Annotated in this window: 18 protein-coding genes; all 18 read left to right on the forward strand. The window is 28.8% G+C overall.

What is annotated here, in order from left to right; translation table 4 throughout:
* Nucleotide 1 precedes the first annotated feature (1 nt).
* Complete coding sequence (gene phoU / locus SPM_RS04850) at nucleotides 2-661, forward strand: phosphate signaling complex protein PhoU (RefSeq protein WP_004028486.1); 660 nt, start codon at nucleotides 2-4, stop codon at nucleotides 659-661.
* Between the two features lie 524 nt (nucleotides 662-1,185).
* On the forward strand, nucleotides 1,186-2,862 hold the full coding sequence (locus SPM_RS04860) for a phospho-sugar mutase (RefSeq protein WP_004028488.1): 1,677 nt from the start codon (nucleotides 1,186-1,188) through the stop codon (nucleotides 2,860-2,862).
* A gap of 41 nt (nucleotides 2,863-2,903) precedes the next feature.
* On the forward strand, nucleotides 2,904-4,760 hold the full coding sequence (locus SPM_RS04865; RefSeq protein ID WP_004028489.1) for a 2-oxo acid dehydrogenase subunit E2: 1,857 nt from the start codon (nucleotides 2,904-2,906) through the stop codon (nucleotides 4,758-4,760).
* A gap of 44 nt (nucleotides 4,761-4,804) precedes the next feature.
* Nucleotides 4,805-5,746 carry a 3'-5' exoribonuclease YhaM family protein gene (locus SPM_RS04870; RefSeq protein WP_004028490.1) on the forward strand — a complete coding sequence of 314 codons (942 nt, stop codon included), beginning with the start codon at nucleotides 4,805-4,807 and terminating at the stop codon, nucleotides 5,744-5,746.
* A gap of 237 nt (nucleotides 5,747-5,983) precedes the next feature.
* Complete coding sequence (locus SPM_RS04875) at nucleotides 5,984-7,342, forward strand: FAD-dependent oxidoreductase (RefSeq protein WP_004028491.1); 1,359 nt, start codon at nucleotides 5,984-5,986, stop codon at nucleotides 7,340-7,342.
* A gap of 5 nt (nucleotides 7,343-7,347) precedes the next feature.
* Nucleotides 7,348-8,334, forward strand: a complete 987-nt coding sequence (locus SPM_RS04880; protein ID WP_004028492.1) for a lipoate--protein ligase — start codon at nucleotides 7,348-7,350, stop codon at nucleotides 8,332-8,334.
* 37 nt (nucleotides 8,335-8,371) lie between these two features.
* Nucleotides 8,372-9,475, forward strand: a complete 1,104-nt coding sequence (pdhA, locus tag SPM_RS04885; RefSeq protein ID WP_004028493.1) for a pyruvate dehydrogenase (acetyl-transferring) E1 component subunit alpha — start codon at nucleotides 8,372-8,374, stop codon at nucleotides 9,473-9,475.
* Nucleotides 9,475-10,464, forward strand: coding sequence for an alpha-ketoacid dehydrogenase subunit beta (locus SPM_RS04890; protein ID WP_004028494.1), 990 nt, complete (start codon nucleotides 9,475-9,477; stop codon nucleotides 10,462-10,464). The genes pdhA and SPM_RS04890 overlap by 1 nt, the downstream gene beginning before the upstream one ends.
* Before the next feature lie 19 nt (nucleotides 10,465-10,483).
* Nucleotides 10,484-11,767, forward strand: coding sequence for a dihydrolipoamide acetyltransferase family protein (locus SPM_RS04895; protein WP_004028495.1), 1,284 nt, complete (start codon nucleotides 10,484-10,486; stop codon nucleotides 11,765-11,767).
* 16 nt (nucleotides 11,768-11,783) lie between these two features.
* Nucleotides 11,784-13,166, forward strand: a complete 1,383-nt coding sequence (gene lpdA, locus SPM_RS04900) for a dihydrolipoyl dehydrogenase (RefSeq protein ID WP_004028496.1) — start codon at nucleotides 11,784-11,786, stop codon at nucleotides 13,164-13,166.
* 142 nt (nucleotides 13,167-13,308) lie between these two features.
* Nucleotides 13,309-15,351 carry a hypothetical protein gene (locus SPM_RS04905; RefSeq protein WP_004028497.1) on the forward strand — a complete coding sequence of 681 codons (2,043 nt, stop codon included), beginning with the start codon at nucleotides 13,309-13,311 and terminating at the stop codon, nucleotides 15,349-15,351.
* An 82-nt stretch (nucleotides 15,352-15,433) separates the two neighbouring features.
* Nucleotides 15,434-17,641 carry a hypothetical protein gene (locus SPM_RS04910; protein ID WP_004028498.1) on the forward strand — a complete coding sequence of 736 codons (2,208 nt, stop codon included), beginning with the start codon at nucleotides 15,434-15,436 and terminating at the stop codon, nucleotides 17,639-17,641.
* Nucleotides 17,642-17,754: 113 nt separating this feature from the next.
* Nucleotides 17,755-18,324: a hypothetical protein gene (locus SPM_RS04915; protein ID WP_004028499.1), complete on the forward strand. Its 570-nt coding sequence runs from the start codon at nucleotides 17,755-17,757 to the stop codon at nucleotides 18,322-18,324.
* Between the two features lie 12 nt (nucleotides 18,325-18,336).
* The gene (locus tag SPM_RS04920) at nucleotides 18,337-19,095 is read left to right on the forward strand and encodes a hypothetical protein (RefSeq protein WP_004028500.1); all 759 of its coding nucleotides are present in this window, start codon (nucleotides 18,337-18,339) and stop codon (nucleotides 19,093-19,095) included.
* 14 nt (nucleotides 19,096-19,109) lie between these two features.
* Nucleotides 19,110-19,823 (forward strand): hypothetical protein, encoded by a 714-nt coding sequence (locus SPM_RS04925; RefSeq protein ID WP_004028501.1) that lies wholly within the window; start codon nucleotides 19,110-19,112, stop codon nucleotides 19,821-19,823.
* Nucleotides 19,824-19,871: 48 nt separating this feature from the next.
* Entirely contained in the window at nucleotides 19,872-22,613 is a 2,742-nt protein-coding gene (locus SPM_RS04930) for a hypothetical protein (RefSeq protein WP_004028502.1), read from the forward strand.
* Between the two features lie 95 nt (nucleotides 22,614-22,708).
* A complete protein-coding gene (locus SPM_RS04935) occupies nucleotides 22,709-23,377 on the forward strand; it encodes a hypothetical protein (RefSeq protein WP_004028503.1) in 669 nt (222 codons plus the stop codon).
* A gap of 13 nt (nucleotides 23,378-23,390) precedes the next feature.
* Nucleotides 23,391-24,932: an AAA family ATPase gene (locus tag SPM_RS04940; protein WP_004028504.1), complete on the forward strand. Its 1,542-nt coding sequence runs from the start codon at nucleotides 23,391-23,393 to the stop codon at nucleotides 24,930-24,932.
* The last annotated feature ends 23 nt before the right edge of the window (nucleotides 24,933-24,955 follow it).

Genomic DNA, 24,955 nt, shown 5'->3' on the forward strand with positions numbered 1-24,955 from the left:
TATGAGCATAAAAATTGAAAATGATTTAGCACAAACAAAACAAATGATTATTGATATGATTGCGATGACAAAAAATCAATATGATGATATGGTTAAATGTTTAGAAACAAATGACACTGAGCTTGGTCAAAGTGTTATTTCCGCTGATGAAACAATTAATAAAATGCAAGAAGCTTTCATTGAAGTTTCATTATGAAAAATTGCAAAACAACAAATGGTTGCAAAAGATTTACGCCGAATAGTTGGTTTCATTTTGATTGTCAAGGAAGTTGAACGAATTGCAGATTATGCAAAAAGTATTTGTCGTTATTATATCAAATATAAACCTTCAACAAAGTTAATTAATTTTTTAAAAAAATTAGTTGCAAAAGTCATTGAAATGTTAACAGAGGTATCAAATATTTTTGAAGAAGAGCGAATTGAATCAGCATATAATATTTTAAAATATGATACTGAATTAGATAAGATTTATAAAGTTGAAAATGATGCTTTAATTGAAAAAATTCGTGAAGCAAAATCAAAAGAAGAAATTAAAGTTATTACTTTAACAATGCAACAATTACGTTCAATTGAACGTGCCGGAACACATATCATTAATATTGCTGAAACATTAATTTATATTATTGAAGGAAAAATTTATGATTTTGAATTACCAATTTAATATGGTCTTCATTATGAAGATCATTTTTAATGCAAAATTATAAATGAACTTGTGGGTGTACCAAAATCATATTAATATGATTAAAATTATTGTTAAATATTTAAAAATAAAAGTATAATTTATAATGGATATAAAAAAATAAAGAAGGTGACAAGAAAATATGAAAATCTGGAATAAATGCAAAAAAATATTGAAAATGAAGAATCACGTTTAACGGGATCGTTAATAGGAAATGGACAAATTGACAATTTTTGTAAAGATTGTCTTGAGCGAAGAAGAAAATGATATTGAATTATAGTTGGTATTGCAATTATTGTTTTACTATTACTAATTATTTTAAGTATACATAAGATTATATAGATTACATATTTCATTGAATAATATGAAAACAATAAAATGACTAACATCAAGATAGAAAAATTCACAATATAAGGTGAAAAATGTTGGTTGAAGAGAACAAGGTTATATTTATGGTCAAACCCAAAAACCTTGTTCCTTGTTAAAAAAATAAAAGGAGAATTAAGATGTCATATTTAGATAATTTAAATTTATGAAAAAATGCTAAAAATTTAGATCCAACGTTAGCCACTGAATTTCAACAAATGTCTGAAGCAGATTTAATTGCTGCTTTTTCAGATGATTTAGAATTTGGAACCGCTGGATTACGAGGTTTATTAGGACCAGGAACCGGAAAAATGAATTTATATACAATTCGGAGAGCAACATTGGCTTTTATGCAGTATTTAAAAACAATTTATTCTGAGACAGATTTAAAAACAAAAGGAATCGTAATTGGACATGATAACCGTCATTTTTCAGCTGAGTTTGCGCAAGAAGTAGCAAATATTTTTGCTAGTAATAATATTAAAGCAATTTTATTTGCGAATAATGACCTTCGGCCAACACCAATGGTTTCATATACCATTCGTAAAATAAAAGCGGCAGCGGGTGTTATTATTACGGCAAGTCATAATTCACGTGAATATAATGGTTATAAAATTTATGATCATAATGGTTCACAATTTTTGCCAGTTGCGACCGATATTATTGGTGAAAATTACTTAAAAATTAAAGAAGAAGTTTTTACTTTAACTTTAAACCCAAATTCAACTTTAATTACATATGTTGCAAAAGAGGTTGAGGATAATTATGTTAGTGATGTTAAAGCAATGCAGTTTTATCCAAATCAAAAACGTAATATTAAGATTGTTTTTTCTAATTTGCACGGAACAAGTAAAGAATGAACACCACGAATTTTAGAAGAATGTGGTTATGATGTCACGATTGTAGAAGAGCAATTTGACAATGACCCTAATTTTACTTTTGCACCTAATCCAAATCCAGAATTAACAGAATGTTATGATTTAGCATTAAAATATGCGAAAAAAGTTAATGCTGACGTTATCATTTTAAATGACCCTGATGCTGATCGGTTAGGAATTGGTGTTAAAATCAAGGACAATGAGTATTATTTAATGACTGGTAATGAAACAGCTCCGGTATTAATTGAATATTTGTTTTCTCATTATCAACGTCAAAAAACATTACCTAAGAATGGGGTTATGTATAATACCTTTGTTACTGGTAATTTATCAGATAAAGTTGCTGAAGGTTATGGTGTTCAAGTTATTAAAACATTAACTGGTTTTAAATGAATTGGTGATCAAATGAGCAAAGCATCAGCTAAAGGATTACAATTTTTATTTGGATTTGAAGAAGCATATGGTTATGTTTTAAAAGACATTACTCGTGATAAAGATGGAATTCAATCGTCATTAGTCTTAGCAGAAGCTTGCTGATATTATCATAATCAAGGAAAAACATTATATGATGTTTTAGTTGAACAATATAATAAATTTGGTTATTTTTATTGTAAAACAGTTAATTTAGTTCGTGATGGAATTGATGGTAAAAAAGTTATTAATAATATGTTAAAAAAATTGCGACAAGAAACAATTACTAGTTTGAATAAAATTAAATGTATTAAGAAAGAAGATTATTTGAATGGCTTGTATGAAATGCCAGGACAAGACTTATTAAAGTTTTATTTTGCAGATGGTAGTTGATTTGCAGTTCGGGCAAGTGGAACAGAACCAAAAATAAAATTCTATTTTGTTTGTGTTGATAAAACAAATGAAGAAGCAAAAAGAAAAATGGAAGCAATGTACCAAGAATTAGAAACTAATTATTTAAAAGAATAAAAGTTATGCTAATATATAGTTAGAAAATAGGGGGTTTTGGTATGGCAAAAATTATTTTTGAAGCTGATGATAATCGTAAAGGAATTGTTGATAAAATTTTTGTTACAAATAAACAAGTTGTCCAAAAGGGCGATAAGATTGCTAACATTATTACACAAAATAAGGTTTATGAAATCAAAGCACCAATTACTGGTGAGGTGTTAAATCTTATTGTTTATGAAAATAAAGTTATTAATAGTGGTGATGTTTTATTAGATTTATTGCCATTTGAGCCAACCCTTAATGAACAGCATAATCATTTTGAGCAACCCTATAATACTGTTTCCTTTAATGGTTCTGGAAAATATAATATGCAAAATCGACCACCAATTGATGTTAAAAAGTCAGAAACAGAAATTTTTCGAGAAGAGTTAATTGAAACATTATTGGCACGTGAAGTAGCTGGTGAAAATCTTCAAGATGATTTTGATGATTCAATTGAAATTGATTTACCAGAAGAAAATATAGAACAAGATTCAACGCCATTTTTTAGCCAGGATAATAATTCAAAGACATTTCCTTTTAAAGATAAAGTTGAAAATGTTCTTGAAAATATTCCTAGTGAAGAGAATATTGAAACATTACAAAAAGATTTGGGTGATTTAAAAGAAGATTTGGCAATTGTTAAAGATGATTTAGCAACAATGACAATTGAAGAAGAAATTATTGAAGATCTTGAAAATTTAGAACGGGATTTAGCATTTACAGCAGAAATGGCCGAGAAAAAACAAGTTGATGATAAAATATCAGAGCCATTAATTAATCATCACCCCTTTGATGTAAAAAAAGAATGCAAGCCAGAAAGTAATACAAAAGAAGAATTAAAAAGTAATTTTGCTTCAATTCAAAATAATGTTGATGATTCAAAAATGCAACCTATTATAAATTTAGAAAAAGATAAATTAGTAGATGATGAGTCGAAGGGACATCATGGAGAACAGTCAAAGTCGCATTCAACGGTGCATTCGTCTGCTTCGTCGCATTTAGAGAAGCATCAACCAGTGGATGATAAGTCAAAGGGACATCATGGAGAACAGTCAAAGTCGCATTCAACGGTGCATTCGTCTGCTCCAACTTATCTTAAAAAACATAAGACAGAAGATGTAACATCAAGAGAACATGCTGCTTTTTCAGGCCATAAAATCAAAGAAAACACGCAGAGTTTGCAAGTTGACAAAGTTAAATTAAATCAAGAAGCAATTATTCGTGCAAAAGAAATTATGGAAAGTAAAAAAAATATTGCTCATGGTTTCATTGATGTTGAAGTTGATGTTAGCGAATTAGTTAGTTTATTATCAATTATGCGTGAAGCATATTCACAAAATGATATTGAATTAACATTATTACCTTTTTATGTTAAAGCAGTCTATGATGGATTAAAAAAATTCCCTATTTTAAATGCATCTTTTATTAGTCAGGAAAAAGCAATTTTATTAAAATGATTTTATAATATTGCTTTTAGTGTTGATAGTGATACTGCAGTGAAAATGCCAGTTTTATATAATTTAAAAAATGTTTCAATTAAAGAAATTGCTTCAAAGGTAACAAAATTAATAGGAAAAAGTATTAATAATGAATTAAAAGAAAAAGACTATCAAGATGCTTCATTTTCAATTGTAAATTATGGTGAATATGGAATAACACGGGGAACATTTACAATTCCAGATGATAATGTTGCTGGAATTGCAATGGGTATTATTTTTAAAAAACCTGTTGTTGTTGAAAAAAATGATATTGCAATTCGTGATATTATGGTAATTACATTAGGGTATAATGAAGCTGTAATTGATATTACCGAAGCAAGTAAATTTGTTCATTATGTTGCATATTTATTATCAAATCCAGGACTTTTATTATAAGATAAAAAGTCATTACTCACTTTTTTATTTTTAGGAGGGGAAAAATGAATATTAAAGATTTAACAAAAGAAGTTAATAATGTAGAATTAATTGTGATTGCTGATAAGGTAACCCAAGGGACAGCTTCCAATGGAAGCACTTATTTATCAATAACCTTGAAAGACCGTACTGGAACAATTGAAGCAAGGTTATGAGATGCTCGTCCAGCTGATATTGAGACTTGAATTAAAGGTAATTGTTACAAAGTAAATATTAATATTATTGAATATCGTAAAGTTTTACAAGCAAAAATTAATAGTTATGATATTATTGATAATGCCAATATTAATTTAGATGATTTTATTGAAGTTGCGCCACTTCCAGCAGATGCAATGTATGATGAAATTATTACAACAGTGAAAAAAATGAAAACAACTGAATATCGTGAAATTATGACTTTAATTTTAGCAAAATATGGTGAGCAATTTAAAATTTGACCAGCTGCCATTCGTAATCATCACGAAATTAAATCAGGTTTAATTTGACATAGTTTAACTATGCTACAAATGGCAAAAAATGTTGTCAATGTTTATCATGATCGTTTAATTGATTCGGAATTATTATATTGTGGTGTTATTTTACATGATTTAGGAAAAGTTATTGAAATTACAAGTGGAGCGACAAATGATTTTTCATTTGAAGGAAAATTACTTGGGCATATTTCAATTATGGCAAATGAATTAAATCATCTTGCCCAAAGTAATAATTTAAATTCAGAAAAAATTGTTTTGTTAGAACATATGATTTTAGCTAGTCATGGCCGTTTGGAATATGGTTCACCTGTTGAACCACATTTATTAGAAGCAGAAATTTTGTCATTTTTAGATAATTTGGATGCACGAATTTACCGCATTGATAAAGAGTTAGAAAAAACATTGCTTAATGAACAAACACAACGGTTATTATCTGTTGAAGGTCGTTGATTTTTAAAACATTTTGAAAAATAAAGATTAATTTAATTGCAAAAAGTTTAAAATTTTTTTAAAATTTTATAATTTTTGCAATTTTTTTCTGTTTTTCATTTCTTTTTTCTTTTTTCTTTTTTCTGAAAGGTATATAATAACATTACGGTATGATTTAATTTTCAGGAATAAATGCCCTAGCAAAGATAACTACCGGCATATTTAGTTAGTTATATCGAAAGAACTATTAATACTGCTAAGAATAGAAAAGGAGAATATAAAATGAAGATTATTGTAGTTGGAACTAACCATGCAGGTACAACTGCTGTTAGAACCTTAAGACGACTAGATCCAAAAGCAGAAATTGTTACTTATGATAAAAATAACAATATCTCATTTTTAGGATGTGGAATTGCACTATGAGTTTCAGGAGAGGTAAAAGATCCAAATGGTTTATTTTATGCTTCACCAGAGGTGTTAAAAAATGAAGGTATTAAAGTAAACATGGAACACGAAGTATTATCAATTGATAATAAAAATCAAAAAATTCGTGTAAAAGATTTAAAATCAGGAAAAGAATTTGATGATAATTATGATAAATTGATTTTAGCGATTGGTTCTTGACCAATTATTCCACCAATTGAAGGAATTAAGCAAGAAGGTGTTCATATTGTTAAATGATATCAACATGGGGAATTAGTAAAAAAAGCAAATGATGACAAAAATATTCAAAATGTTGTTGTATGTGGGGCAGGATACATTGGCGTTGAATTAGTTGATGCTTTTCATCAAAAAGGAAAAAATGTTACTTTAGTTGATATTTCAGACCGAATTATGCCACGTTATTATGATCAACCTTTTACTGACAAAGTTGAAGGAGCAATGCGTAAAGCGGGTGTTAATTTACGTGGTGGCGAAAAAGTTATTAAATTTGAGGGAAATAATAACAAAGTAACAAAAGTAGTAACAGATAAAGGTTCATATGATGCTGACTTAGTAATTTGGTCAGTTGGTTTTAAACCTGCAACAGAAATTTTAAATGGTGTTGTTTATTTAGATAAAAATACAGCCATTAAAGTTGATCAATACATGCAAACATCAGACCCAAATATTTTTGCAATAGGTGATTGCATTGAAGTTTATGATAATGCTAAAAAGCAACCAGCATATATTGCTTTAGCAACAAATGCTGTACGAACAGGAGTTATTGCAGCTGTTAATGCTTTGAAACCAGCAGGTTTAGCATCACCAGGATTCCAAGGTTCAAATGCAATTAATGTTTTTGGTTGAGCATTAGCATCAACAGGAATGACAGAAACTGTGGCAAAAGATTTAGGATTTGACTACGAGCAAATTACATTTACAGATAATGATCGTCCAGAATTTATGAATTCTTATCAAGAAGTTTTAATTAAAATTCTTTGAGACAAAAAAACAAGAAAAATTATTGGTGCACAAGTAGCTTCAGAAGCTAATCATACCGAAGTTATGTATATGTTTTCATTAGCGATTATGAAGGGAGTTACAATTGATGAATTACCATTAATTGATATTTTCTTCTTGCCACATTTTAATAAGCCATATAACTTTATTACTTTACCAGGCTTAGAAGTATTAGGATTAAATTACTTTAAAAAGTAAGCAAAATGATTTGTTTTAAAAATTCTTCTACAGATGTTTACTTTAATTTGGCTTTAGACGAGTATCTTTTAAAAAGTGATATTAAAGACAATATTTTCTTTTTGTGAAAAAATTTTAATACAATTGTTATTGGTCAAAATCAAAATACAATTGAAGAAATTAATTTACAAGCGGTTGAAGCTGATAAGGTGAATGTTGCACGGCGAATAACAGGTGGTGGGGCTGTTTATCAAGATGATGGTAATTTATGTTTTTCCATTATTGTTAATAAAGATGATAAAATAGCAAAAAATTATGAAAGTATTTTACAACCTATTATTAATGTTTTGCAAAAACTTGGTTTAAATGCTAAATTTGCTGGTAAAAATGATATTGAAATTGATGGTAAAAAAATCTCTGGTAATGCACAAATAAAATATAAAAATCGTTTGCTACACCATGGAACATTTTTATTTGATGTTGATTTAAGCAAAATGCAAAAATACTTAAATGTTAGTCAGGATAAAATTATTTCAAAAGGAATTAAATCAATTCCAGCACGAGTAACTAATATTCGTCCATTATTAGTAAATGATATTACAATTGATGAATTTATGCTGTTTATTACTAATGAGTTTTTGGCACAAGGAACGCCAGTGTTAGATTTACCACCAGATATTATTGCTGCAGTTAATAAATTAGCTGATGAAAAATATCGAACATGGGAATGAAACTTTGGTAATTCACCTGAATTTAGTTATCAGAATAAAATTCGATATGAAGGAAAAGGTACTGTTGATGTGCGTTTAAATGTTACTGAAGGAAAGATTACAAAGATTAAATTTTTTGGTGATTTTTTAGGTTCTGGTGGAACAGAACCACTTGAAACTCTTTTAACAGGTTGTGAATATAATCTGGATAAAATTAAAACAAAATTATTAGAAGTGAATATTAAAGATATTTTTGGTGAAAAATTTGAAACACAAGAAGTTTTAGATGTTATTTTTACTTAAAAATATTTAAAAAACAGGAAAGGCAGGAATCAAAAAAATGTATTTTGACAAATTTGATTCGTTAAAAAATGAAATGCTTCAAATTATGGATGCAACTGGAAAGATTGTTAAACCAGATTTGATGCCAAAAATTAGCGATGATGAGGTTTTAACAGCATATAAATTAATGTGCTTATCACGTCGCCAAGATGATTTTCAAAATAAAATTCAACGACAAGGAAGAATGCTATCATTTCTTTCATCAACTGGACAAGAAGCAACTGAAGTAGCATATGGAATGCAAATTATTAAAGGAAAAGACTGATTTTCATCAGCATATCGAAATAATGCTGCTTGATTAGCAACAGGTGTTCCAATGCGTAATATTATGTTATATTGATGTGGAAATGAAATGGGAAGTTACATGCCAGAAGGAATTAATACTTTACCTATTAATATTCCAATTGCAACACAATATTCGCATGCAACTGGATTAGCATTTTCTGAAAAATATAATAAACGCGATGGTGTTGTTATTACAACAACCGGTGATGGGGGTTCTTCAGAAGGAGAATTTTATGAAGCAATGAATTTTGCTAAGTTACATGAAGTTCCAGCAATTTTTATTGTGGAAAATAATCAGTATGCAATTTCAACTCCTCGTCGTAAAGCAACAAAAGCAATAAACTTTGCAGTAAAAGGGATTGCGGTTGGAATGCGTAATATTTTAGTTGATGGGAATGATTTTTTTGCAGTTTATGCTGCTGTGCAAGAAGCTATTAAATTTGCTCGTAAAGGTGAAGGACCATCATTAATTGAATGTAGTACTTATCGAATTGGAGCACATTCCTCAGCTGATGATCCTAAGGTTTATCGTGATGAAAAATTACATCAAGAAGCATTAAAAAAAGACCCATTAATTCGTTTAAAAGCTTATTTAATTAAGCAAAAAAAATGATCAGAAAAAGAACAAGAAAAATTAGATGCGGAACAAGATAAATTTATTAAAGATGAATTTGCATGAGTAGAAGCAAACAATACTGTTTCAATTCGTGATATTTTTGCTTACAATTATGCTGAAATGCCAAAATTCTTAGAAGAACAATATCAAGAAGCCGAAGCATTTTTTGCAAAATATCCAAGTAAAGGAGGACACCACTAATGCCAGTTGTAAATAATATCCAAGCATTAACACATGCTTTAGATTTAGCGATGGAAAAACATCAAAATATTGTGATTTATGGTGAGGATGTTGGTTTTGAAGGAGGAGTCTTTCGTGCTACCATTGGTCTACAAGCAAAATATGGTGAAGAGCGTTGTTTTGATGCACCAATTGCAGAAGCAACATTAGTTGGAACGGCGGTGGGAATGGCTATTAATGGAATGAAACCAATTGTTGAAATGCAATTTGAAGGATTTTCATATCCAGCGTTTCAACAACTTTTTACCCATGTTGCACGATTACGTAATCGCTCACGCGGTCGTTTTACTTGTCCATTAATTGTTCGTATGCCAATGGGTGGAGGAATTCGTGCGTTAGAACATCATTCTGAAGCAGTTGAAGCAATGTTTGCGCATAATCCAGGTCTAAAAGTAGTTATTCCGTCAACGCCATATGATACCAAAGGATTATTATTAGCAGCTGTTGAATCATCTGATCCAGTCATCTTTTTAGAACCAACGAAGATATATCGTGCTTTTAAACAAGAAATTCCTGATGAATATTATACTTTACCAATTGGTGAAGGTTATAAAATTCAAGAAGGAGATGATTTAACAATTGTTACTTATGGAGCACAAGTTAGTGAATGTGAAAAAGCTTTAGCACAATTAAAAGAAGAAGGATTCCCTATTAATGTTGATTTAATTGATTTAAGAACAATTCAACCATGAGATCGTGAAATTGTTATTGAATCTGTTAAAAAAACAGGACGAATTCTAGTTGTTCATGAAGCTGTTCGTTCATTTTCAGTTGCATCAGAAGTTATTACAACTGTTAATGAAAAATGTTTTGAATATTTAAAAGCCCCAGCAGGACGGGTAACTGGTTATGATATTATTATTCCATTTGATCGTGGTGAGCATTATCATCAACCATCAGTTCAAAAAATTGTAGTTAAAATTAAAGAATTAGTTAACTACCAATTTTAGATAGGAGTTGAAAGTAAAAATGGTTAAATTTAAATTCGCCGATATCGGAGAAGGATTAACAGAAGGAAAAGTGGCCAAAATTATGATTGAAGTTGGTGACAAAATTAAAGACGGAGATGAAATGTTTGCCGTTGAAACTGATAAAGTTAATACGGAAATTTATGCGCCATGTGATGGTATTGTTAGCAAAATTAATATGGCAGTTGGCGATACAATTTATGTTGGTGATGTCGTAGTTGAAATTGATGATGGCACTGCCGGCGATAGTCCAGCACCAGCTACATCAGAACAACCAACGACAGTACCAGTTGAAGAGGAAAAAGCAGCAGGAGTAGTTGGTGCAGTACCAATTTCTAATACCGTTTTAGCGCCACGTCATTTACCAAACAATGGTAGTGCTAATGTTGATAATAATAAAAATGTGTTATCAACGCCAATTGTGCGAAAAATGGCAGCTGATTTAAAAATTGATTTAACAAAAATTCAAGGTTCAGGACAAAACGGTAAGATTATGAAAGCTGATTTAGTCCAAGGGGCAAAAAGCACAACAACTGGCCCTACTTTATCAACATTGCCAATTAATATTCCGCAAATTAATGCAACAGGTGCTGTTCGTCGCGAAGCAATGTCACCAATTCGTAAAGCAATTGCAAAACAAATGACTTTGTCAAAAACTGTTATTGCTGAGGCAACATTAATGAAAAATATTTATGTAACAAAATTAATTGAAATTAGAGCACAATTAAAAGGACAAGCAGAACAACAAGGAGTTAAGTTAACATATATGCCCTTTTTTATGAAAGCTTGTGCAATTGCTTTAAAAGATTTTCCAATTTTAAATGCAGCATATGATCAAGAACAACAAGAAATTATTTTTAAAGACTACTATAATATTGGAATGGCAACTGACACACCGACTGGTTTAATGGTTCCTGTTGTTAAAGGAGTTGATCAGTTAAATATTATGCAAATTGCAAAAATGATTAATGATTTAGCAACAAAAACACGTGAGCGTAAATTAAAACCTGATGAAATGAAAGATGGAACCTTCACAATTACTAATTTTGGGTCAGCGGGCATTGAATTTGCTACACCAGTAATTAATTTCCCAGAAGTAGCAATCTTAGGAGTTGGAATTATTAAAAAGGCACCAGTTATTAATAAAAACAATGAAATAGAAATAAGTTCAATCTTACCATTATCGTTAACGATTGATCATCGTTTAATTGATGGTGCTGATGGTGGTCGCTTTTTAGCACGAGTAACAGAATTACTAGAATCACCAGCTTTATTATTATTGTAAGAGAAGAGGTTATGAAATGGAAAACAAATATGATGTAATTATTGTTGGAGCAGGTCCAGGTGGTTATGTTACAGCGATTAAAGCAGCGCAAGAAGGTTTAAAAACACTAATTATTGAAAAGGAATATTATGGTGGTGTTTGTCTAAATGTTGGTTGTATTCCAACAAAAGCGTTGTTAAAAAGTAGTAAAGTATATGATATGATGAAACATGCTGACAACTATGGTATTGATGTTGCAAAAGCAGCAGTCGCCCCAAATTGAGTAAAAATGCAAGAACGAAAAGCAAAAGTAGTGACGCAATTAACAAAAGGGGTTGAATTTTTATTGAAAAAAAATAAAGTTGACCTAATTAAAGGCGAAGCGAAAGCAATTGACAAAAATACCGTTGAAGTTGCTGGGAAACGTTATTTATGTGCTAATTTGATTATTGCAACAGGAAGTGTTTCGCGTGGGCTACCATTACCAGGTTTTGAACAAGCTGAAAAAGCTGGTTATGTTATATCATCAACAGAAGCTTTATCATTACCAACAATTCCAAAAAAATTAATTATTATTGGTGGTGGTGTCATTGGCATTGAATTTGCTTGTTTATATCATCGTTTAGGAACCGAAGTAACAATTTTGCAAGGTTTAGACACTATTTTAGAGTTATTAGATAAAGACATTCGTGAAGAATTAACAAAATTGTTAATTAAAAATAAGGTAAAAATTGAAACTTCAGTTAAGATTAAAGCAATTAAAGGTAAATCAGTAATTTATGATAATAGTGAAGGAAAAGAAGTAAAACTAACATCAGATTATTGTTTAGTTTCAGTTGGTCGAACACCAGTAACAACTGGTTTTGAAAACATTGGACTAAAAATTGGAGAGCGAAAAAACATTGAAGTTGATGAGCAATGTAAAACAAACTTGCCTGGTGTATATGCAATTGGCGATGTTGTGGGACGTGCAATGCTAGCTCATGTTGCTTCAGCACAAGGAATATTAGTAATTGATAATATCAAGGGAAAAAATGTAAAAATGAATTATAATCGAATTCCTTCTTGCATTTATTCATTCCCAGAAGTAGCAACAGTTGGAATTACTGAAGAGCAGGCAATTAAAGATAAAATTGCTTATAAAGCATTTAAATTTCCACTAGCAGCAAATGGTAAAGCAATAGCTGACGGAGAAACTGATGGTTTCGTTAAAATTTTATGTGATCCAAAATATGGTGAAATTTTAGGAGTTCATATTGTTGCTGCAACAGCAACAGATATGATTTCTGGAATTACTGCTTGTATGGAAACAGAAGGAACAATTCATGAATTGGCAAAAACAGTTCACCCACATCCGACGCTATCAGAGATTATTATGGAAGTTGCCCATGGTTTAGAAGGCCATGCAATTCATATTTAAAGTTACAGAAGTAACTTTTTTTATTTAAAAATAATAACTAAAAAGATTAATTTTGTTTGAAAAGTCTGCTTTTCATTTAATATTAATTTTGTTATAATAAACCCATTAAATCGGTCTATAAAGTTTACTAAAGGAGATTTCAATGGCAAGAAAACCAGGCAGTTGACATAAACTTAATAATTTAACAAAAAATGTTACTGTAGCATCACGTAAAAAGGGATGACTTGCTGCAATTTGTGCTGTATTATACCTTAGCGCTTTAATTCCCTCTGCTTATTTTGCCGTGGCATTTTTAGCAGATATTTTAAATTATGGTGGTATTGAAACCGATGGACCCTTGCCCGATGTTAATGATGGAGATTATTTTGAAGTTAACTTTGCAAAAACAGAATTGCGAGATAATACAACAACAACTCCAGTCTTTGAAACTTATGAAATTCCTCCTGACCCTAATACTGGGCAAGTTGCACAAACTCGTGTTCGTGCAAGATCATTACGATTAGAATATGCTTATAATTTAATTTTTGAAAAAGCACCTAGTTTATATATTGCAAATAATATCTTTTTTAAACATAAATATAATCAGCCTAATCAAATTCAAATTTTAGATATTTTTACTGATTCACGAGGCACACAGCGGTTAAGTCTTGCTGATGTGCAGCAAAATCAATTTAATTTAATGAAAAATTTATTATTTTTAAAAATCAAATACCAAGGAGTACTACAAAAAAATTTAATTTGAATGCCAACATTATTTGCTGGTAATGAAGGATTTTTATCAAACTTTTTAAGTTTTAAATTAGGAGAAACAAGAAACAAAGATGATTTAAAACCAATAGTTTGAGAAAAACAAACAAATATTCTAGGTGAACAAGCTAATAATATTATGATTAATGGTACTAATGATAGTTTAGCGTTAGCAGATAGAGTTTATGCTGCTTATAAAGAACGTTTTGCTGCTTTTTATGCAGAAAATAAAGGAAATGATAAAGAATTTATTGGCGATTATAATCCATATAGTAATTTTGCTATTTCAAGTGTTAATCCAAATGACCAACTGTTTCCAGGTACTTTTATTGATAGTACACATTACATGCTTGATATTAATCGGGTAATTCAATCAGCCTATAAAAAAGGTGATTCAGAGCAAAGTTTTGCAAAAACAGATACTCAGATTAATGGTAAATATATTCCACAATTATTAATTTTCTTAATTAACATTTTAGAAACATCACAAAATCGTGGTTTAGTGTTACCAACAGAACTTGTACCAACAGATTGACAAATTTGATATCAACATCTTCAACCAAAACGTTTAAATGTTAATCAGCCAGAGCAATTTTATTTTATGTTTTTACCACAAGGTGAAACAATTAAAAATGTGATTGCAAATCGATTGGGGCAAGAAATTAAAGATGTTTTAAATGGTAAATATTCATTATCAACAGCAATTAGAGAATTGGAAGAAGATGTTTTGAGCAATCCTAATGGGTCAAAATATAAATGAGTTTATGATTGAAATATTTTACCATTTCAATCATATGGAATAATAGAGAAAGCAGACTATACTGTTGTTAAAAGAACAATTCAAGAAAATGGTGATTTAACAATTAATTTTAATAACAATCAAGCGAAAAAATCAGACTATGTAATAATTGATCAACCATCATTACATTCAATTACTAATTTAGTTAATACTGGCGATCGTGATGCCTATTCAATTAGTAATAAACAGAAACGAAATACTTTATTTACAAAATATTGAAGTGCTAATTTATATGGTGCACAGAAGCCATTAAATTATATTGACATTGATGTTTCAAATATTCCAGGTGATATAACTTCATTCAAAACAATGCTACAAAACCAAATTGTTAATCGCACATGAGAATTTATCCAAAATATTAGTCAGAAGGTAGGAAACAATTTAAACATTAGTGATAATGTATTAGAAATAGATTATGCTAAGGCGATTGCAGAAGATATTATAACATTTACACCTTTAAATAATTATCATAATGCTGCTGCTAATTTTAATGAATGATTTTATGCATTGCAAGCAAAAAGTGAAGAAGAATATAGTAATTTAACTGTTATTGATATTAAATTAGAATTAAAAGAGAAAGAAAATGTTCCACAAAATCTCCAAGCAATTACTTTCCGTTTTAACATTAATTATATTTAAAATTTATGTATAAAATATAAAAATGTATATAAAGTGTATATAATGATAGTAAGTATTAATGTTTGAAAAGGAAGGGATTTAAATGCGTAAAATTTTAACACTTTTAACAACATTTCTGATTACAAGTGCTTCGATAACTAGTGTTATATCATGCGGAACAATTTCTCCACCAAAAATTGCTGGAAGAGAAAATATTTCAACAGAATTCACTTTAACTAATAATGTTATTGTTACTGATGACAATATGGCTGTAGAAGAATCAATATTTAATCAAGCAAAAAGTGAAGGAAGGATTTCTCAAGATTTATCCTTAGATTTTTTTGAAATTACTGATGCGGAAAATATGGTAAAACCAACTGCTGCTAATACGCCACAAACTGGACATGTTGTTTTAACCGTTCGCCAAGATGAAGATATTCCATATATTGGTTCGGTTACCATTCGTTTTACTTTAGTTAAAAAATTGTCAATGGACATTAGTCAAACTGTTAACTTAAAAAATGTGTGAGATGTAACAAAATATGAAAATGTTGAGGAATTATATAATGATATTTGGGAAAAGGCAGTTGGTAGTTTTAAACCAGAAACACCAATTGATATAGAAACTTATGATATCTCAGGTTTTGATTTACCAAGCGTTTATAACACAGAGTTACCTGTAACAATGTTTTCTGAATATAATGGAAAAGCAAATACGCCAACAAGTCTTTTTAGTGGAACAATTACATTCAACTTAAACATTATCAGTTATCGTGCTACGGTTAATTTGAAATTACAACAAAATAACTTAGATCCAAAATTGTTATATGATTTAGTGTGAAAAAAAGTTAAACAACAATTTAGTGATGACCATGGAGTTTCAAGTGATTATAATGACTATCAAGTTGAATGAAGTGATGTGATAGAACCAGATATTGGTGGCAATACATGATTGAATTTTTTAGCAACACCAAATAATGAAAACATTCATCATTATATGAGAGTTGATGGGTTTATTTGTAAAGACCAAATTGAATTACCATCAACAATAGAATTATCAATTCCAATTGTTGTAACTCAACAAGAACGGCCAAATGTTGATAAAGATTGAATTTGAAAATTAGCAATGCGAAAAGCAAACATTAATGGTGGTCCAGCATTAACTAATTTTAATACAACAGATTGACAAACAATATTTAGTAAGAATTGACCTAATATTGGGCGAACAGAAACAGTTACTTTGCGTGCAGTTAATCGTAACACTGATCCAATGTTTAAAGGCGATGTTAAAATTACATTAAAATTAATTAATCAAGGGATTGATCCTGGTTTATTAGAATTAGACCCAATTTTATTAGTTAAAAGTGATAATCATACAACAGATTCAGTCTTACATTTAGTATGAGATAAACTTATTAATAATAAAGCATGAAATCCGCATTTATCACGTGATTTAGTGAATTTTAAGCCTGAAGACCTAGATAGATTAAGCAATGCTTTACGAGACGCTGAAAACAGTGAAGAATGAAAATCTTATGCAATTAATATTTCTGGAAAACAAGAGGATGCTGGTCGTGACTTTAAAATAACTGTTCACGGTAAAATTAAGATGGTTAATAAAGCGATAGAAAAAGATGCCATAATTGATTTATCCGATAAAACTTATAACTTTATGCCAAGAAAACAATTTGGTTCAGATAATCAAGTGTCTTATTTAGTTCATCAAATTTGAGGTGATATTATTAAAAATTCAATATTTACTGCTAACGATGAACAAGCTTTTGGTCTTTCAAAAATTCAAACTGATTGAAATTACTTTGAACCAATTTATCAACAAATAGATGAAGCAATTAATAAATATGATGCAAGTAGTAGTGACGATAAAATTCCATTAGAGTTGAAGTTTTCATTTAGAAACAATGCTATTTATACAGGCCAAGTGACTGTTAAATTAAATTTAACAGCAAGTGAACCAATTAATCTTGATTTTAATTTAACAAGTTCAATGTTACCAATATTTATTCGTAGTTTACCAACAACATCAGAAGATAAAAAAGAATTGGTAAAAAATATGGTTAATACAATACTATATGATGGAATCATAAAAAATCCAGACTTAAAAGCACAACAACGAAATATTTTATGACAATTATTATCTTATGATACAGCAACGGAAGAATTTATTGAACAATTTAATTTTCCAACAGAAAGTAATCCACAACGAGAATTAATTATTAACATTAAAACATCATCTGGCCAATTCGTTAATGGTTCATTTATGTTAAAAATAAATTTAATTTATCAACCTTAAAACTCTTCAAAAAAGAAGAGTTTTTTTCCTTTTAATAAGAGGGATAGTATTTTTAAAAGAAAATGCTATAATCATTGTAAACGAGGGAGAAATTATTAAATTAGGTGGTATTGATGGAAAAAGCAACACAAGATTTTCAAAAAAATGATGTTCGGTTAACGAGAATGTATTTTACTACGCCAATGGAAATTATTGCTAGAATTATGATTTTAATAGGTCAAGCAGTTATGTTGGGAGTAATTATTATTGTATCAGCTTCTTTAGCAATGATTGCAACTAGTAAATTACCAATTCCTGCAGTTTTTAATAATTTTGGTTTAGCTGATGGTGTTTTTCGTGGTCTTACCATTGTTATTGCTCTGTTTGGAATTCTCTTTTCCTTAATTTTTGTAATTCCAACGTTAATTGTTCGTAATATTAAGCTTCTAAAGGTAACTGGAATTATTTTTAATACGGTTGGATGCATCTTTGTTTTTCTAATGTTAGGATTAAGCATTATTGCATATCTTTATATTCCTGTTCGATTAAATTTACCAGGGGTAATTATGGCTGGGATTTGTATGTTAACATTATTTTGAGGTAGTTTTTTATTATGATTATCAGCAATTCGTCAGCAAAAACGAATTAACCTTGCTGTTGCTGAAAGTTTAGATTTTAGTTCTAAATTAAAAATAGTTGAATAGGAAGGTGTTTTAATGAAAAAAACAAAAAATAGTAAAACAATAAATCAAGAACAATCAGCAAAAGTAGTGAAAACAATGCAGTTCATTGTTGATAATCGTCCGCCAGTGTTAAAAAATTTAGATAAAACTGTTATTGATAAAACAGTAAAATCATTAGGAGAATATGAATTAAATCGAAAACAGCAAATTCGACCATTACCTTATCAATACAACCTTGAAGCAAGTAAATATTATTTCTCTACTAAGAGTGAAACAATAGCAAGAACTTTAATTGTCTTCTCACAATTATTATTAATTGTAGTTGCACTAATATATCTTCCAACATTAGGGCAAGTAGGAGCACAACTTATTATCTCTTTATTATCAAAATTTAAAACTCCATTTACTGATCAAATTGTAACAATTGGCCAACCAATTGTAATTGGAATAATTATTTTATTAGCTATTTTATGAATTGCAACATTCTTTTTTATCACAATTCCAATTTTAATTACCAAAACATTAAAAACTGTTAATATTTGAACAATTATTGTTAGTATTGTTGGTAATCTTAATTGTTCTTCAGTTCTTGGGTTAGCCATTTTACAATTTGTTTATGTTAAGAATTCAGTTGCTGGATTAAATATTAATCCATTTATATTACCGTCATTTGCGATTATTGCTTTTTGTTGTTTTATATTGGGTTGCTTATTTTTAAAAAGTGATCGCAAAAAATACCAAATAAAGTTAGAAAATGAAATAGCAAATCAAATTAGGGCGCTGAGAGAGTAAGGAGAAAAACTATTATGTTAACAAAAATTAGTTCAAAACGAGACGAATTAGCATTGCAATGAAACACACGAATTGAAGTTGCAGCACGTTTATTAGTTTTTAGTTTTTCAATTTTAGGAACTTTTATGGGTTATTTTATTGGGGCTGGTTGTGCAATGGCTTATAATAATATTAAGAATCTAACGGGTGTTATTTCACATCGAACTTATGAATTACATTATATTATTGCTGGAATTGTTGGTTTTATTTGTGCTGTTTTTTTCTTTTGTTTTATTGGTTTACCATATTTAAAATTAAAAAAAGCAACTAGTTTTAAAAGCTGAATTATTATTTCAACTATTTTTGCAACAATATATTACACAACATGTTTTACTTTAGCAATAATTTTTATAAATATGTTTAATACTATTAATAATTATTTTATTGTTGGTTTTACTTTGCTTATTATTTGTCTGGTCGTAATTTTTTCGTCGTATTTTTCACTTTGACGTGAAGTAAAAAAACAATGGATTTTACGAAAAAAATTTGAGTATTTAGCAGATGAAGAACAAATGAAAAAAGTAGAAACAAAATTAGCAACTTTAGAATTACAACGTGAACGCCTTGTTGAATTAGAAACAATTAAATATAATAAAGAAAAGTATAGTTTAAATAATTTAAAGGAAAAAAAGAAACATATTTATGTTCAAAAGCCTGTTTTAGAAGAACAAGAACAAGAAGAAATTTAAAATCATCTAAACAAAAAAATATAATAAATATTAGAGGAGACCGTATTAATGAATAAAGAAGATAACAATAATAATGTCGTGGAAGTAACAATTCAGCCCGTTCGGCGAAAAATTTCTCGGAAAACAAATTTAAATCTTTTTGCTATTATTGCAATAATAGCAATTACTGCTGGGCTAGGTGGAGTTATTTACTCAATTATTGCTGCTTCTTTTTATCATAATAAAAATCCATGAGCAAATGCTATTTTGCTAGATGATAAAATTACAAAAATGGTTAATTCACAATTATCAAAAGCATTAGTTGATTCTAATGGAGTTGCAAAACCAGAGAATTTAACTAGTTATGTTCAGTTTAATGTCGGTGAAAAAGATGGAATTGATATTTATGCTAATTTAACTAATATTCAAATTATTCAAGATATTTTTGCAAAAAGTAATTGAATTGAAGATAATTTAAGTATTGTTGAAACAATGCTAAAGGGAACAGGTGCTAGTTTATCAGGAACCAAAGTAATTTATCAAAATAATCTCTTGAATTTAGTTTTGCGACCAAAAATTTTATCTTATCCATATAATGATGGTGATGATAAATATGGTTTGGTAACAGTTGTTCCAGTGGATTCTCAACAAGGGCTCTTTACATATAAAGTTCGTTTTGCTTTGCAATTAATTGCGACTGATTTTGCTGGTTATTATATTGATTTAAAGAAAACATTTGATTATACATATGATACAGTAGAAGGAGTTTACCCAGTTGCTTTAACATTAAGTCAACTTTTAAATTTAATTAGCAATCAAAAAATTGTTAATTTAGTGCAAAAATATAATGTTAGACTAGACAGTGGTAATGAATTAATTTTAAATAGTCTTTTAAGTGAATATTATCCAATTGCAAAACCAGATAATAGTATTCTTATTAATGAAGAAATTGTAAATAAAGATGGTGTTTCTTTTGCACCAGTTATTGGAACGCCATCTGCCAGTGACTTAACATTAAATATTAAGTATGATTCTAAAAAATTTAGTTCATTACAACAATTTGGTGCTAATCTTTTTAATTATCATGATAAAAATTACTCAGCAATTGCTAATATTTTTACTAAAATTGGAATTACAATGCCGACATTTGAAAATGTCAAAAATAGTTATGATTTATATGATCGAAACAGTGAAAATACTTTTCTTACTGATGCAATGATTGACCAACGAGTAAATTCTTATCGAGGATTTGTGAAAGAAATGGGCGTTGATTCTGATAATATTGCTGATAACTTTAATTATGTTACTAATGATAATAGCCAGTATGTTTGAGGTTCAGAACATCAAATTTTTTATAATGAAGTTAAAATTAAATTTTTAAATATTAATAACAATTTGGGAAATAATATTTATCGTAGTCCAACTAAAATTTACTATGACCAACAACGTTACACTAATACTTCAATTAATTTCCAAGCGTTTGATTTAGCGGCAAATGTTAAAAATGTTATTGAAAAAGTTCAATATGATGATTCTGAAGCAGAAATTGATCGCCGATTAACAAATCAAAGTGGAGTTATTAAAGCAAATTTAAAAGATTATTTATTAAAGCAATTAAATAATCCCCATATTAAAATTGACAATATTGTGAAAGAAATTACTGTTGGTGTTACACATAATGCTTCTACAATTGAAGGAACAGTTTTTGCAAAACAGGTACCTATTAATGGAACTTTGCGGGGGAATAATAATAAAGTATATCAAGATAAATTGTTAACCTTACCGAAAATTGACATCACAGTACGTTTTTCTTATGATGGTACTAACAGCAACACTTATAATTTATCTTATCAATATGATGTGGCGCCAAAAGTAGTTAAAGATTGACGTGGTGTTGATAAAAATAGTCTTAATGTTTTACAAGGTGATTTTAACTTTTCACGGAATTATACAACACTTGATAAAATAACAAGTTTAGAAAATGATTATCGTAAGGAAATAATTAGTGTTGCTAATATATGAGAAAATAATAATCCGATGGGAGTAGGGAATGGAGATAATAATTATCCCGTTGAATTTTCAAATTGAAATTCTTTTGCAATTAAGTTAAACCAAATTAATGTTGGACGAAATAATAACAATAATTTAAGAGTTGGGTCTTATAATGCTAGTGTAACAGCAACAAAAGAATCGTTAAATTATCAAGGAACATTTACAACTAATTTAATTTATGTAAAAGCAGCACCAATTGAGCATATTACAGTGCAGTCATTGCTTGCAAATAGTTCATGAACACAGCAACAAGCTTATCGACAAATTAAAACTAATATTTTAAATCAAGCTGCAAAGTATGGTTTAAATTTAACAGATCGTGATTTTAGTATTAGTGGTATTTCAGAAAATAATGTAGAAAAATTACCAGTTGGAAATAAAGAAATTATTATTACTGCTTTGGGAAATGATAATGTTGTAACTGGAACGGCAACTATTAATTTAATTGTAAATCCAGTTAATATTAGAAAATATGATAATGCTCTTAAACTAGGTTTTCAAAAAGTTAATCATTCAATTGGCGAGACAATTAACATGATTTTTGCGCAATTACAACAACCAATTAGGAAAGATGGGTATAACATTATAAATCCACGTCAATATTTTGATGTTATTATTTTAACTGAAAATAACCGTGAACTAAGTGCTAATGATATCTTTTTAGTAGAAGGTAAATATTGGTATTATATTAAAGTAACAAGTTTTGGAGCAAGATATTTTGATGGAACAATATCAAATAATTTAATTGTTAAAAAATAGGAAAAAAATAATTTAATTGCCTAAATTTAGGGAAAATGTTAAAATATTTACACAAATTAAAATAAAATAGGGTTAAATACCAAAGGGGGAATAAAATGTTTAAAAATAAGCCAACATATGGAAGTAAATTTCCAGATTTAGAGTTGCTTGATACTGAAGAAGAACGCCGAAAATATGAGGAAGAAGTTAAAGAATTATCTAAACAAGAGCAAAAACGTTTTAGTTATTTGTCGCCAACTCAGCATAATGATTTTTCACAACGACGAATGTTTTGGGATAGTCCACTTGAACGAGTAGGGCGAAGTTTTATTATTTTTGGACAGTTGATAGCAATTGTTTTAGCTTATTTTATTGGTCAAAAAGCAATTTTAGTTGCTTTAAGTAATTATCTTGATCCAAATATTAAAGTTTTTGCTGAGCTTTATGTTAAAGATCTTTTAAGTTATGGCTTCTTATTTCTTAGTTTATTATTTAGTTTATTATATTTTATTCCGATGGCAATGGCTCGAACTGCGGGTGCTATTTATGGATGAGGTATTGCATATATTATGTTAGCAATTTTATATTTTTTATTTGTTGAAATTTTATGTGCAATTTTATTGATTTTAGGAAGTATTAAAGGAAATCCGGCTGAACCAATTAATATTTGATTACTAGTTTTTATTGTTTTGGTTCTAATAATTACTTCCATTTGAATTATTGGAGCATGCCTCTTGATTGTTAAATCAGATGATGTTAAACGAAGAATTAATTTAGAAATTTAGGAGAAAAAAGAAAATGATGACACTTACAGAAAGATTAGAAGAATTAACAAAACAACTACAGCAAAATGTTTATGAAAAAGAAGAAATTTTTAATTTAGCAATGTTAGCAATGCTAAGTGGTGAATCAATTTTTCTTTTAGGAAAACCCGGAATTGCTAAATCATTAGTTTCTCGTCGTTTAAAACATGCTTTTAAAAATGGTACTATTTTTGAATACTTAATGAATCGTTTTTCTACACCAGAAGAAATTTTTGGTCCAATTTCAATTGAAGATTTACAAAAAGGAGTATATAAACGTTTAATTGATAAATATTTACCAACCGCAGAAATTGTATTTTTAGATGAAATTTGAAAAGCAGGACCATCAATTCAAAATACTTTATTAACAATTATTAATGAAAAGATTTTTCGTAATGCTGGAGTAGATATTAAAGTACCAATGAAATTATTAATTTCCGCATCAAATGAATTGCCAGCAGAAGGACAAGGCCTTGAAGCTTTATATGACCGCTTTATTATTCGTTATATTGCCCAAGGTTTAAAAGATGAGGAAAACTTTAATGATATGATTGCTGGGGTAACTGAATTGGATGTAAAAGTTGATGAGGCTTTACAAATTACACATGAAGAATATGATGTGTGACGAAAAGAAATTAATAAGATTAAAATAACATCAGTAACCTTTGATTTCATTTCACGATTTCGAAAAGCAATGTATATTGCTACTGAAGGTGAATATTATATTTCCGATCGTCGTTGAAAGAAGATTGCTCATTTAATGAAAGCTTCAGCATTTTATAATGGTCGTGATACAGTTGACAAAGCTGATTGATTAGTAATTCCATATTGTATTTGAGATGATGAACAACAAGAAGAAGAATATAATGCTATTTTTAATGAATTTTATTTAGATGCTTTAACATATGATGTTCGTGAAAAAAAGAATCGTTTAAGCAAAGAATTAGAAGAATTATCAGCTCAATATGAAGATATTCAAGAAGTTAATAGTCGTAAAAGTGAATATTTAGATGTTTTTGATGGAAAATTACAAGGAACATTTCATCGAATTTTTTGAAAAAATCAACAATATCCAATTTGTTTTATCCGTGTTGAGGATTTCATTGATGCTCGTCATAATAAAACACAACCAACTTTAATTGAATTATATTATGGCGAAGATTTAGATAATATGGCAGATGTTTTACAAACAGAGATTAGTTATGTTAATGATAGTACTTTTAAAATTATTAAAACAAATGAAGAAATTAAAATTGAAATTAAGAATTCAAAAGTGGATAATAATTCAAAACTGGAAAAAAGAATTTTAGCTGTTGAACGGGAAATTGATAGTTTAACAACTGCTTTTCCTGATGAAAAGGAACGATTATTATCTTTAAATTGTCTCTTTTTTAAAGAACGTTTTATGTTAGCAGTTAACAATGCTTTTAGTGATAGTAAATTAAATTTTAATGAAGATGGGTTAGAATTAGAACATTTTTCAATCCCAGAACAAAAAATAAGTAATAATAATTTTGAACAATCAACAAAAAATTAAGTGGATAAAACAAGGGAGGATTT

This window comes from Spiroplasma melliferum KC3 (assembly GCF_000236085.2).
Taxonomy (GTDB): Bacteria; Bacillota_I; Bacilli_A; order Mycoplasmatales; family Mycoplasmataceae; genus Spiroplasma; species Spiroplasma melliferum.